12 protein-coding genes and 1 pseudogene are annotated in these 12,496 nt (G+C 63.6%); 6 read left to right on the top strand and 7 right to left on the bottom strand.

All coding sequences use genetic code 11. The features are described from left to right. Positions 1–248: 248 nt before the first annotated feature. Both JX325_RS18045 and JX325_RS07480 read right to left on the bottom strand, forming a co-directional pair. On the bottom strand, positions 249–470 hold the full coding sequence (locus JX325_RS18045; RefSeq protein ID WP_279380515.1) for a DHHA2 domain-containing protein: 222 nt from the start codon (positions 468–470) through the stop codon (positions 249–251). Between the two features lie 18 nt (positions 471–488). Next, positions 489–1,862, bottom strand: coding sequence for a putative manganese-dependent inorganic diphosphatase (locus JX325_RS07480; protein ID WP_243413976.1), 1,374 nt, complete (start codon positions 1,860–1,862; stop codon positions 489–491). A 299-nt stretch (positions 1,863–2,161) separates the two neighbouring features. On the opposite strand from JX325_RS07480, the gene rpsB reads away from it, so the two are divergent. The 3 genes from rpsB (at position 2,162) to JX325_RS07465 (ending at position 5,005) form a co-directional block, all read left to right on the top strand. Next, positions 2,162–2,890 (top strand): 30S ribosomal protein S2, encoded by a 729-nt coding sequence (rpsB, locus tag JX325_RS07475; protein ID WP_204790523.1) that lies wholly within the window; start codon positions 2,162–2,164, stop codon positions 2,888–2,890. 36 nt (positions 2,891–2,926) lie between these two features. Next, positions 2,927–3,850: a translation elongation factor Ts gene (tsf, locus tag JX325_RS07470; protein ID WP_204790522.1), complete on the top strand. Its 924-nt coding sequence runs from the start codon at positions 2,927–2,929 to the stop codon at positions 3,848–3,850. Positions 3,851–4,117: 267 nt separating this feature from the next. Then, positions 4,118–5,005, top strand: a complete 888-nt coding sequence (locus tag JX325_RS07465; protein WP_204790521.1) for a 4Fe-4S cluster-binding domain-containing protein — start codon at positions 4,118–4,120, stop codon at positions 5,003–5,005. A gap of 49 nt (positions 5,006–5,054) precedes the next feature. Here the strand turns inward: JX325_RS07465 and JX325_RS18040 are convergent, their stop codons facing one another. Then, positions 5,055–6,209, bottom strand: coding sequence for a S8/S53 family peptidase (locus JX325_RS18040; RefSeq protein ID WP_279380514.1), 1,155 nt, complete (start codon positions 6,207–6,209; stop codon positions 5,055–5,057). Between the two features lie 218 nt (positions 6,210–6,427). Here JX325_RS18040 and JX325_RS07460 point away from each other — a divergent pair, with 218 nt between their 5' ends. Further along, complete coding sequence (locus tag JX325_RS07460; protein WP_204790520.1) at positions 6,428–7,390, top strand: S-layer homology domain-containing protein; 963 nt, start codon at positions 6,428–6,430, stop codon at positions 7,388–7,390. Positions 7,391–7,465: 75 nt separating this feature from the next. Beyond that, positions 7,466–8,692, top strand: a complete 1,227-nt coding sequence (locus JX325_RS07455) for a serpin family protein (protein ID WP_204790519.1) — start codon at positions 7,466–7,468, stop codon at positions 8,690–8,692. Positions 8,693–8,748: 56 nt separating this feature from the next. Here the strand turns inward: JX325_RS07455 and selD are convergent. The 3 genes and pseudogenes from selD to yqeC form a co-directional block, all read right to left on the bottom strand. Further along, positions 8,749–9,765 (bottom strand): annotated as a pseudogene (gene selD, locus JX325_RS07450) (selenide, water dikinase SelD); the annotation flags it as partial. A gap of 35 nt (positions 9,766–9,800) precedes the next feature. After that, complete coding sequence (gene yqeB / locus JX325_RS07445; protein ID WP_204790518.1) at positions 9,801–10,598, bottom strand: selenium-dependent molybdenum cofactor biosynthesis protein YqeB; 798 nt, start codon at positions 10,596–10,598, stop codon at positions 9,801–9,803. After that, the gene (gene yqeC / locus JX325_RS07440) at positions 10,592–11,266 is read right to left on the bottom strand and encodes a selenium cofactor biosynthesis protein YqeC (RefSeq protein ID WP_204790517.1); all 675 of its coding nucleotides are present in this window, start codon (positions 11,264–11,266) and stop codon (positions 10,592–10,594) included. Before yqeC ends, yqeB begins: the two co-directional genes overlap by 7 nt. Before the next feature lie 128 nt (positions 11,267–11,394). On the opposite strand from yqeC, the gene JX325_RS07435 reads away from it, so the two are divergent. Further along, positions 11,395–11,898: a GreA/GreB family elongation factor gene (locus tag JX325_RS07435; RefSeq protein ID WP_204790516.1), complete on the top strand. Its 504-nt coding sequence runs from the start codon at positions 11,395–11,397 to the stop codon at positions 11,896–11,898. Here JX325_RS07435 and JX325_RS07430 read toward each other — a convergent pair. After that, positions 11,885–12,121 carry a helix-turn-helix domain-containing protein gene (locus JX325_RS07430; protein ID WP_204790515.1) on the bottom strand — a complete coding sequence of 79 codons (237 nt, stop codon included), beginning with the start codon at positions 12,119–12,121 and terminating at the stop codon, positions 11,885–11,887. The two genes, JX325_RS07435 and JX325_RS07430, sit on opposite strands and share 14 nt — an antisense overlap. Positions 12,122–12,496 lie beyond the last annotated feature (375 nt).

The raw sequence follows: 12,496 nt of genomic DNA, 5'->3' as shown, positions 1-12,496 counted from the left end.
CCCCGCAGGGGCGATACTTCTTTTTCTCTTTTGGACCGTGCACGGCCCGTTTTCTCTTTTTCTTCTGGCAAGAAAAACCGGGGCCCCCGCGCGGCCTGCCGCGTGGGGAGAGGAGGAAGGAACGGAGCAGAGCGCAGTCCTCGCCGTTAGGCGGGGACGGAGTGGGCGGAGTTTCTTCCGACGACATGGGGGGTGCAATGAACCAGCCATCGCTGGTATCCAATCCGCCCCGCCCGCAAGGGCGAGCATCATCCCCACAATGCGGACAGCATTGGAATGACCTGCTTCTTCCGGGACATGATCTTGGGCAGGAAGGCGTAATTCTCCTCCCCCTTGATCCCGAACGCCTGGCGGATAGTATCCTCGTCGCCGACGAAAAGCAGCTGCGTCCCCTCCAGCAGCACGTCGGTAATCATCAGCACCACGCTCTGGAGCCCCCGCTTCTCCCGGGTTTCCGCCATGACGGCCAAANACTCGCCCAGCCGCTTCTAAAGCCGGTCGGAATCCATGGTGGTAATCTGGCTCACCGCCAGGTTGTGCCCGGCGATGTGGAACTCCTTGTAGTCCGTTTTCAGNATCGCCTCGGCGGTCTTGTCGTCCCCGCAGGCGGCGGAGAAAATCGCCTGCCCCAGGTCCTCCAGCCTGACGCTTGCGATGCGGGCCATGCGGTTGGCGATGTCGATGTCCCGCTGGGTGCAGGTGGGGGACTTGAACATCACCGTGTCCGACACAATGGCCGCCGCCATGAGCCCCGCCATTTTCGCCGTGGGCATCAGGCCCTTCTCCTGGTACATTTCCGCGATGATGGTGTTGGTGCTGCCCACCGCCTCGTTTCGGACGTGGATGGGGTTTTTCGTCTCGATGTCCGCCAGGCGGTGGTGGTCGATGATCTCCAGAATGTCCGCCTGGTCCAGCCCCGTGACGGACTGGGACTTTTCGTTGTGGTCCACCAGCNCCACCCGCTTGCGCCGGGGGCGGAGGAGGTGATAGCGGGACAGCATCCCGACGACCTTCTCCTCCTCGTCCAAAATGGGATAGGCCCGGAAGCGGCTTTCCAGCACGGCGTCCTGCACATCGNCGATATAGTCGTCCAGGTGGAAGCAGACGAGATCCTTATTCTTGCACACCCGGGCGATGGGCAGGGCGTGNAAGATGAGCCGCAGGGCCTGGTAGGCGTCGATGGGGGTGGAGATGACGCAGGTCTTNCCCGCCCGCTCCAAAAGCTCCTGGGGCGCCTCGCCCTGGCAGATGATCACGCAGTTCACCTGAAGGTCCAGGGCCCGCTGGACCATGTCCGGCTGGTCGCCGCAGATGACCNCGCTGTCCGGGCTGGAGAAGAGCAGGTTCTCCCGGCTGGCGGGCAGGGCGATGGTCACCTCCCCGNAAACCAGGTCCGGCGCGTCCTCGCTCTCGTGGAGGAGCTTTCCCTCCAGCACGGAGATGAGATTGAAGACGGGGATGTCCTCCACCCGGGGGTTGCGGACGGTGGTGATGTCGTAGTTGGCCACGTCCCCGGCGGAGAGGGTGCCGTAAAGGGTCCCGTCTTCGTTGGCCACGGGGAGGATGGAGAGGTTCCCCCCCTGCATGGCCTGCCAGCCCCGGCTGACGGTGGCGGCGGCGGAGAGGGTGGGCGGCGTGTCGTAGTCCAGGTCCCGGACCTGGGTGCGGACGTTGTCGATGAGCCTGGGGGGCTGGAAGCCGAAGCGGTCCAGGACGATTTGCGTCTCGTCGCTGATTTGGCCCAGCCGGGCGGCCTGGTACTGCCGGTTGCCCAGGGCGTTTTGAAGGGCGGCGTAGGCCATGGCGGAGACGATGGAATCCGTATCCGGGTTCCGGTGCCCGGTGATATAGATGGTGTCCATTGGAAAAAGGCTCCTTTCACGGGACGCGGCGGCGTCCCCTCTCATATCATATCCCCATTATGCTTCCCCGGAGGGGAAATGTCAATCTTTAAGCGGGGACAGGGGAAGTTTTCCCGAAAAAATCCCGGAGATTTGTTAAAATCCCCTTGCATTGGAAAACCGGCTGTGATATGATATTTCAGCATTCCGCACGGCACGCCGACTTTCCGCCGGTGCCCGGTGCCTTAAGGCCCTGGGTTGGCGGGGGGGATGAAGCCGCCGGAGGTAAAAACTAAACTTGATTTGGAGGAACAAACACCATGGCAAATTCCAGCGTCGTATCCATGAAGGCCCTGCTTGAGGCGGGCGTCCACTTCGGCCACCAGCCCCGCCGGTGGAACCCCAAGATGGCCCCCTATATCTACACGGAGCGCAACGGCATCTATATTGTCGACCTCCAGAAGACCGTCCGCAAGCTGGAAGAGGCGTACAACTTCGTCCGCCAGCTCTCTGAAAACGGCCAGTCCCTGCTGTTCGTGGGCACCAAGAAGCAGGCCCAGGACGCCATCCGGGAGGAGGCGGGCCGCTGCGGCCAGTACTACGTCAACGCCCGGTGGCTGGGCGGCATGATGACCAACTTCAAGACCATGCGCACCCGTGTGGACCNGCTGAACCAGCTCAAGGCCATGCAGGAGGACGGCACCTTCGACATGCTGCCCAAGAAGGAAGTCATGAAGCACCTGGGCGAAATCGCGAAGCTGGAGAAATACCTCGGCGGCGTGAAGGAAATGAAGAAGCTCCCCGGCGCCCTCTTCATCGTGGACACCCGGAAGGAGCGCAACGCCANTGCCGAGGCCCACAAGCTGGGCATTCCCGTGGTGGCCATCGCCGATACCAACTGCGACCCCGACGAAATCGACTATGTGATCCCCGGAAACGACGACGCCATCCGGGCCATCAAGCTGATCTCCTCCATCATGGCCAACGCCGTGCTGGAGGGCCGCCAGGGCGAGCAGACCGAGGAAGCCGCCCCTGCCGCCGCCGAGTGAGATACGGCGATACAATAAATTTGGNGGAACGCAATTATGGCTTTCAGCGCGACTGATGTAAAGAACCTGCGCGAGATGACCGGCGTAGGCATGATGGACTGCAAAAAGGCCCTGGTGGCCACCGACGGCGACATGGACAAGGCCGTGNAGTGGCTGCGGGAAAAGGGNATGGCCGCTTCCGTGAAGAAGGCGGGCCGCGTGGCCGCCGAGGGCATGGCCTATGCCGCCGTCATCGACGGCGTGGGCGTAGTGGTGGAGGTGAACGCCGAAACCGACTTCGTGGGCAAAAACGAGAAATTCGTGGACTTCGTCAAGGGCGTGGCCGCCACCGCGGCCAAGGAGAACCCCGCCGATCTGGACGCTTTGATGGAGTGCAAGTATAACGGAACCGACCTCACCGTCACCCAGCAGCAGCAGGAGATGGTGCTGGTCATCGGCGAGAACATCAAGGTCCGCCGCTTCGCCCGGTACGCCGAGGGCGTGTCCGTGCCCTNCGTCCATGCCGGCGGCAAGATCGGCGTGCTGGTGAACCTGGAAACCGGCCTTCCCGCCGAACAGGTGGCGGAGCTGGGCAAGAACATCGCCATGCAGATCGCCGCCCTGAACCCCCGCTTCTGGGACAAGTCCCAGGTGACCCAGGACGTGCTGGACGAGGAGAAGAAGGTCATGCTGGCCCAGATGGAGAACGACCCGAAAATGGCGGGCAAGCCCGAGCAGGTCCGGGAGAAGATCGTCATGGGCAAGCTGAACAAGTTCTATTCCGAGAACTGCCTGCTCCAGCAGGATTCCGTCCGCGCCGACGTGTNCGAGGGGTCTGTGGAGGCCTATATCGCCCACGCGGCCAAGGAGCTGGGCGGGGCNNTCACCTTCAAGACCGCCGTGCGGTTTGAAAAGGGCGAGGGCATCGAGAAAAAGCAGGAGAACTTCGCCGACGAGATTGCTTCTTTGGTGAAGGGCTGATCCCCGGCTTTTAACCGTATCAAAAGGACCTCCGCCCATGGGCGGAGGTCCTTTCCTGCTTCTTTGCGGGGCCTGCCCCCCCCTGGTCAGGCCATTCCTNCGGGACCGCCCTTCNGCGGAAAGGCCGCCCCATTAAACCTTTCGATTTTTTCAACAGAGAATTTCCGAATAGCTCTTGACCTTCCGGGAAAAATCCTTTAAAATAAGAGTTTGTGTACGGCCCTGGCCGTACCGTCATCACTATAAACGGAAAGGCGAGACGACGTTATGAAGCATCCCTACAAGACGCGGGAGGGCGGCGCGACGGTGACGGTATTCGTCCCTTACGACTGCAAGAACCACTGCCCCTTCTGCATCAATAAAGGCGAATACGCGGACCTGACCGGCTTCTCCGCCGAGAAAATCCGCGCCAGCATCCGCCGGATGGACGCCATTACGCCTTACTGCGATTTTGTCTTCACCGGCGGCGAGCCCTTCGCCGACCTCCAGGTTCTCCAGTCCATGCTGGACGAGATTCCCACCACCCACAAGGTCTATATCAACACCACGCTTCCGGTGTCCGANTTCCAGACNGAGGAGGATATCCTGGCCTTCACGGAGCGGAACAAGCATAAAATCACCTGCATCAACGTCTCCCGGCACATGCAGAAATACGTGGTGGAGTCCAATGACGGTTTGCTTGCCCGGCTCCCCGTGCCCTTCCGGGTGAACTGCGTGCTGTATAAGGACTACCCCGCTGAGAACCTGATCCCCTATCTGGACCGCTTTAAGAAGGTCCCCGGGGCCTCCATTCAGTTCCGGTTCGATTACACCGCCACCACGCCGGAGAACCTCTATGAGGAAGAGGGGGACAAAATCCTCCAGGACCTGAAAAAAATCGCCCGGTACACCGGGCTGGACGGCTGCCGGATGCGCTGCGGATTCCACTTCGATTACCACGGGCTGGAGCTGACCTACCACAAGACCCTGCCCTATTCCACCATTGTGGAGACGGACCCGGCGGACGGCGTGACCTACGACATCCTCTACGACATCCTGATTAAGCAGAACGGGGACATCCACGGCGATTGGGACGGGACCCCGCTGGACGTGGAGGCTTATGAACAGGTGGTCTTCGAGCCCTATGACCTAAAGTGGCTGGCGAGGATTGCGTAACGGCATAAAAGAAACCAAAAAAGCGGACGGCCTTAGCCGTCCGCTTTTCTCATGCCCCCAGAGCCTCCAGCAGGGCCGCCGGGTCCACCGNCTTCCCATAGGGATATTCCACCNCGTCCCTCCAAACGGAAACGGGCCGGGCGGTGGACCGGGCGGCGGCGAGGAATTCCTCGAACGTCACCTCGGGCTTCACCTGACAGGCCAGGGCGTAGAGCCCCGCCACATAAGGAACCGCCCAGCTCATGCCGCCCCCGGCGAAATAGGCGTACTCCGCCCCGCCCGCCGGGGAGGCGGCGGTGCGGCCATCCATGGGAACCAGGAGAAGGGACCCGTCCGTCCCCCGGTATTCCCCGCTGTAAAGGCTCTCCTCCCAGAAGGCCCCAGGGAGGCAGTCCTCCAGGCGGTTGGGGTCCCCATAGGGCCGCCGCCCCATGCCCATCCAGGGCTCCAGCAGGGGGTCCCGGCTGTTGACGCAGACCACGGCGATGCCCGCCGCCCGGGCCCGGGCGATGGCGGCCTCCAGGGCTTCCGCCCCCGGGTCCCCCGGCATCCAGCCCACGGACATGGAAATCACCCGGATGCGCTCGCCCTCCGGCAGGGTTTCATTCAGGGCCGTGAGGCGGTCTACATCCTCGGCGTACCAGCTCAGGTCCCGGGAAAACGCCGCGCCCTCCCCGGTTCCCAAATCGTCGGCCAGGAAGTACAGCAGGGCCTCCGGGGCCACGCCCACCGTCTTCCCCAGGGCGATGGAGGCCACGGCGGGGCCGTGGGCGGAGGCGGGGCCCTGGGCGGCGGTGTGATATTCCTGATAGAACCGGAGGCGGTCCCCGTACTCCTGATGGTCCGCCGGCAGGGCCTGGTCTATGATGGCAATCCCCACGCCCCTGCCGGTGATTCCCCGCCCATGGAGGGCCCGGAGGCCCAGGCCGGGGTCCTTCCCCAGCTCCAAAAGCCGCGCCGGGTCAAAGCCCTCCGGCAGCTCCTCCGGCCACTGGGTCCGGGTGTCAAAATCCCAGCGGTACGCCGCCTCCTCCAGGCCCGTCAGATCCAGCTCCCGGAGGTCCGCCCCCCGGAGATCGCCGGAGGACAAAAGGGCCCGGCTTTCCGCCTCGGGCCCCATGGGTTCCTCCCGGGACGGCCCGCAGCCCGCCAGCAGGGCCAGCAAAAGGCAGAGGGCGGGGCGCAAANGTTTGCGGTNTTTCATGATGCGTCATCTCCTTGTTGAAATGCCTCCAGCATACCAGGCAAATCTTACGAACGGCTTGACAGCTTTCTTACAAATTTCTTACGGTTTGCGTCCCCCTTTTTCTTCCAACTTTCTTCAATTTTACTAAAACCCCTTGACGGGAGGCGGCGGGAGGCTTATTCTTATTCTATAAAAAAACCACCGGATAAGCCGCGCAATGCGGAGGAGGGCTTCCTATGAAAAAGATCATCGCAACATCCCTGGCGGCGCTGCTGTGCCTGAGCCTGAGCGCGCCCGCGGCCATGGCTTACGGGCCCTGGGACGGGCGGACCGCCGTCTCCTCNAACCTGTGGACCGNAATNGCCCTGGGCCTGAACAACTTCCGGCAGATCCGGGACTATTACNCNNGGGTCTTCCCCGACGTGCCCGCCGGGGCCTGGTATGAGGAGGGCGTCCGCACCCTCTACGAGCGGGGCCTGACGGAGGGCGGGCGGCGCTTCGGCCCCCGGAGCCAGGTCACCCTGGGCGAGGTGGTGTCCCTGGCGGTGCTGCTCCACCGGACCTATAACGGCTGGTCCATGCCGGAGGGGATGAGCGGGCTTCAGTACGCACTGAACACCGGCATCGTCGCCGCCGACCAATACGACGACTACACCGCCCCCGCCACCCGGCGGAGCTTTGCCGCCATCATGGCCAACGCCCTGCCCTCCGAGGCGCTGAAGGGCATCAACATCGTCATGGACGGCACCATCCCCGACGTGCCCATGACCGACCCCGGCGCCAAGGGCATCTANCGNCTCTACCGGGCGGGCGTCCTGGTGGGCGGGGACATTCACGGCACCTTCCATCCCAACGGCCTGGTTACCCGGAGCACGGCGGCGGTNATCGTCTCCCGNANGGTGGANCCNGCCCTGCGCCGGGGGACCACGCTGATGGAGCAGGAGTCCTACCGGGTCTACCTGGACCGGACTTCCATGCTGCTGGCCCCGGGGCAGGCCGACCGGCTCACCGCCATGGTCTATCCCGTCAACAACATGATGGAGCAGCGGATCTCCTGGTCCTCCTCCGAGCCCCGGACCGCCGTGGTGGACCAGAACGGCGTGGTCACCGCCATTCAGCCGGGCACGGCCCTCATCATCGCCTCCACGCCCTCCGGCACCATGGCCACCTGCGCCGTGCGGGTGGTGGCCTGGTACTAAAAATTTTGGAGCGGCGAAACCTTTCTTCCTTATTTGCCGTCTATACAGGCAAAGGATGAAAAGGAGGACCGCCCAATGAAGACGCTGAAAAAGGTATTCGCCCTGNTGCTGGCCCTGCTGTGCCTCGCCGGATGCGGCGGGGGAACCAGGAGCTTGACGGGGCAGGTTCGGCCCGCCCCGGTGGGGGCGGAGTTGAAGGAAGAGGACGCCGCCGCCCTGTCGGAGTTCTCCCTGGAGCTGCTGAGGGAGACCTGGAAGGGGGAGAACGCCCTGACGTCCCCCCTGTCGGTGCTCTGCGCCCTGGGGATGACCGCCAATGGAGCCCGGGGCGAAACCCTGGAGCAGATGGAGGCCGTCCTGGGCCTGCCTGTGGAGGAGCTGAACGGACTCCTGGCCGCCTGGGCGGCGGACCTGCCCAGGGAAAAGGACTGCCGGGTGGAGCTGGCAAACTCCGTCTGGGTCCGGGACGACGGGAGCTTTGAGGCCGATCCGAACTTTTTGGATACCGCCGCGAAGTGGTACGGGGCGGAGGTCTTCGCCTCTCCATTCGATGCCGCCGCCGTCCGGGACATCAACAGCTGGGTGGAGAAGAACACCCGCGGCATGATTCCGGAAATCCTGGACGAGCTGGGGGACACGACCGTGCTGGTCCTGGTGAACGCCCTGGCCCTGGAGGNGGAGTGGGAGGAAATCTATGAGGATATCGATGTCCGGGAGGACGCGATTTTCACCAAGGAGGNCGGCGCGGAGCAGCCCGCGGCGCTGATGTACTCCTCCGAGGGGTATTATCTGAAGGACGAGGGGGCCCAGGGCTTCCTGAAATTCTACAAGGGCGGGCGCTGGGCCTTCGCCGCCCTGCTGCCGGACGAGGGCACGGCCCTGGAGGACTACCTGAACTCCCTGACGGGGGCGCGGCTCCGCCAGNTGCTGGCGGGCGCGGAGGAGACCCTGGTCTNTGCCGCCATCCCCAAATTCAAGAGCGCGTACGGGGTGGAGCTGAACGACGCTTTGAAGTCCCTGGGCATGACGGACGCCTTTGACATGGGCCGGGCGGACCTGTCCGGTCTGGGAGTCTCCGAAATGGGGCCGCTGTTCATCAGCCGGGTGCTCCACAAGACCTATATCTCCGTGGATGAAAAAGGCACCCAGGCCGGGGCCGCCACGGCGGTGCTGGCATATTCTGGAGGCACCGCGCCGGGAAACGTGCCGGAGGTGTATCTGGAGCGGCCCTTCCTGTACATGCTGGTGGACACGGAAACGAGCCTCCCCGCCTTTATCGGCGTGGTGACAGCGATGGAATAACAAANAGCGGACGGCNCGGCCGTCCGCTTTTTTNATTTCAAGAAGATCCGCCGTCCGCCCTGATATTCCCGGACGGTCCCAATCCGCTGGGCGCTGGGGACGGCGGGCCTCAAGGCCTCATACAGGGCCTCCGTGTCCTCCGGGTCCNCGGCCATGAGAAGNCCGCCGGAGGTCTGGGGGTCATAGAGCAGGTCCTGCTGCCAGAGCTCCGCCGTTCCGGGGTCCACGGAGTCCCCGGCGAAGGAGCGGTTGCGGTACATGCCCTCGGGGAGAATCCCCATCCTTGCCAGCTCCGCCGCCTCGGGGATGAAGTCCACGGCCCCCGCGTCGATCTCCAGCTCCACGCCGCTGCCCTGGGCCATCTCCAGGCCGTGGCCCAGGAGGCCGAAGCCCGTCACGTCGGTGCAGGCGTGGACGCGGTATTGGACCATAACGTCCNGGGCCGCCTTGTTCAGGGTGGTCATCAGCTTGTGGGCCCGCTCCATGGCCTGGGGCGGGGCCAAATCTGCCTTGGCGGCGGTGGTCAGGACCCCGATGCCGATGGGCTTGGTGAAAAGGAGCGCGTCTCCCGGCTTTGCGCCGGAGTTGGTAAGCATCCGGTCCGGATGGACAAAGCCCGTGACGGCCAGGCCGTACTTGGGCTCGTCGTCCAGGATGCTGTGGCCCCCGGNGATGANNGCCCCGGCCTCATAGACCTTNTCGTAGCCCCCCCGGAGGAGCGCGTGGACCGCCTCGGGGGGCATGTCCTTGGGCNCCGCCATGATGTTCAGGCACAGCTTGGGCTCGCCGCCCATGGCGTACACGTCGGAAAGGGCGTTGGCGGCGGCGATCTGGCCGAAGAGATAGGGGTCGTCGGCGATGGGCGGGAAGAAGTCCACCGTCTGCACCAGGGCCAGGTCCTGGGAGAGCTTGTAGACGGACGCGTCGTCGCTCCGGTCGAAGCCCACCAGGAGGTTGGGGTCCTCATGGACCCGGATGCCCTCCAAAAGCCGGGCCAGGGTCCCGGCTCCCACCTTGGCCCCGCAGCCGGCGCATTTGGCCAGCTTGGTCAGCTTGACCTCGTTTTCAGCCATAAACAGCCTCCTTATTTGATTACAATTTGTAATTATTAAATATTTTTCAACGCGCCGGACAGGAAGAGCACCGCTTCCAGCACCCCGNCGCCTACCGCCAGGGCCTTGTCGCTGGCGCAGTAGCAGTGTTCAATCTTACACCGGGGGTCCANGTCCCCGGACTTCATGCCCTTGTGAACCGGGGTCCCCTCCGGCAGGATGCCCCGGAGGACGCCGTCCAGGGTGCAGATCATGGGAACGCCGCCTACCTCCCCCGCGATATCCCCCAGCTTCACCTGGGCGCCGATGTCCAGAAGCTGGTGAAACACCCCGTCCGCCGGGGCCCGGAGGACCCGCTCCCCGGCAAAGCCGCCGATGAGGCCGGGGNCGCCGGTGTTGGGCAGGGCGGAGCCCTCATAGNGGGCCCGGCCCAGGGTGTGGCCCCGCATGGTCTCCACCACGGCGTGGCAGTCCGTTCCCGCCGTGAAGCCGGGACCCACGCCAATGACCACCGGCGCGTCGGTGATGTTTGTGCCCAGGTTCTTCTTTGCCAGAATGGCGTCCACCACGGCGGCGGGCTTCAGGACCGGGACGCAGGCCCCCTCCGGGTCCGCCAGGACGGGGATAACGCCGCTTTTCAGCAGCTCCAGGGCCTGGTCCGGGGACTCCGCCCGGCGGGCGGTCACNCCCTCCACCACAGTCTCCCCGTGGACGATGGCCTGGGAAAAGGCCACGGTGCGGCGGATGGCGGTGGGCTTTTCCAGGTCGGTCATGACCACCTGGATACCCGCCCGCCAAAGGCGGAGGGCAGCGCCGGTGGCGATGTCCCCGGCGCCTCGAATCACGACTAGCATGGGTAACGCTCCTTTCTCATAAGGGACCCCGCCAGGACGGGGCAGNACAGCCGCGCCGCCAGGGCGGCGGCCTGNCNCCGGGNTTCCGCCGTCTCGGCCTGATTGATGAAAATCTGGGTGTGGAGGCCCTCCGCCAGCAGCACCGCCGCCTCCGTCTCCGGCGAGGCGGGGGCGCTCTCCTCCGCGCCCGCCAGGCGNGCGTAAAGGCCCGGGCGGTGGGCCGCCTCCGCGATGGGACGGCCGAAGCCGGAGGCCCCGATCACCAGTACCGTCTGGTTCGCCTCCGGGGGAATCACCCGCTCATGAGGGGCGTGGGCCTTGAGGGGACGGCCTGCCGCACCGTCGGCCTCCGCCAGCACGTAGTCCGCCAGCTCCATCAGGCGGGCCATGGGAATGGCCGGGGCGGCAAGCTTCCCGGTTCCCGGTACCGGAGTTCCGGCGCAGACCAGGCGGCGGGCTTCCAGAGCCTGCGCCAGGGAATCCTCCGTGGGGTCCGTCAGGTTTGGGAGGCCGTCGAAGGGGAAAATTTTTGTGGTGGTGCAGAGAAGAACCCGGGCCCCGTCTGCCGCCAGCTCCGTTCCCAGGGTCCGCAGGAGGGTGGTCTTCCCCCCTCCACCGATAACGGCGGTGACGCCGGGGCGGATGCCCAGCAGCCCGGCAAAGCACATGGCGGCGCCTCCTCCCTCGTTGTTCTTTAAATAGAATAGCACCCCTCCGGGCCGCCGTCAAGGGGCCTTCTTGACAGCGGCGGCGGAAGGGGCTATGATGGAGCGGCACAAAAAAGGAGGGATGCGCCGTGTATGACGAGCTGACGGCGGTGGATATCAAAAAGATGAAAGAGGAGCTGGACCACCGGGTCCGGGTCCTGCGGCCCCAGTTGATCGAGGAGGTCCAGACCGCCCGGGCCTTCGGGGACCTGAGCGAGAACTTTGAGTACAAATGCGCCAAGCAGGCGAAGAACCGGAACGACAGCCGCATCCGGTATCTGGAGCGGATGATCCGCACGGCGAAGGTGATTGAGGTCCGGGGCGCGGAGGACGCGGTGGGGCTGTTCGACCGGGTGACCATCTACAACGAGATGGCAAAGAAGGAAATGGAGGTCCGGATTGTCACCACCTTGCGGCAGGACGCCCTAAAGGGCCTGGTCAGCAAGGAGTCCCCGGTGGGGAAGGCGCTTTTGGGGAAGCGGATTGGGGACCGGGTCCAAGTGGAGGTCAACCCGAATCTAAAATACTTTGTGGAGATACGGGGGATTGAGAAAGGGGAAGACGACGAGAGCCTGGATATCAGCGCATATTAAAGCGCGTTCCCTTTGGATATGGTTTCGGGTTGTCGGTTTGCGCCAACAAATAATCGACACTGGTATGATAAAATTCTGCCAGACGGACCAAAAGTTCGTCTGTCCAAGGCTGCCGCCCGGTTTCTAAGTAGCTGTATTTTCGTTGCGTAATGCCAATTGCTTGCGCAATCGCACTCTGAGACAAATCGTGATCTTCCCGCAGGTCCCGTATTCTTGTGGTCATTTAAATCACCTCATAAGCAAGGATAGCCTAGATAGAATTTATCTATTGCATTTTAGATAAATTCTATCTAAAATAAAGGCGAGGTGATTTTGATGGGAAACGAGAAAATCAAGAAGAGGATTTGCGTCATCATCCCGCAGAAGGAACACGAACGTCTCTCCCGCATGGCAGGGGAAACTGGACGCACGGCGGCGGGATACCTGCGCTGGCTGTTAAACCGGCATTTCAGGGAACTGGATAAGGGAGAACAGGAAGAGTAGTCCAAAATAAGAGCCCTCCGGCATCGCCGGAGGGCTCCATACTTCCTTTTCTCTTTTGGACCGTGCACGGCCCGTTTTCTCTTTTCCTTCTGGAAGGAAAAGAGAAAATGGGGGG

Origin of the sequence: Oscillibacter sp. CU971 (assembly GCF_905219725.1) — a bacterium.
In the GTDB taxonomy this organism is placed as follows: Bacteria; Bacillota; Clostridia; order Oscillospirales; family Oscillospiraceae; genus Oscillibacter.
Note: the sequence above shows the minus strand (reverse complement) of the source record. Positions and strands in the feature narration are given on the sequence as shown.

What these genes read in the sequence shown, in the direction of transcription:
- JX325_RS07430 (WP_204790515.1), bottom strand. Translation starts at nt 12,121, where the DNA reads ATGACCACAAGAATACGGGACCTGCGGGAAGATCACGATTTGTCTCAG.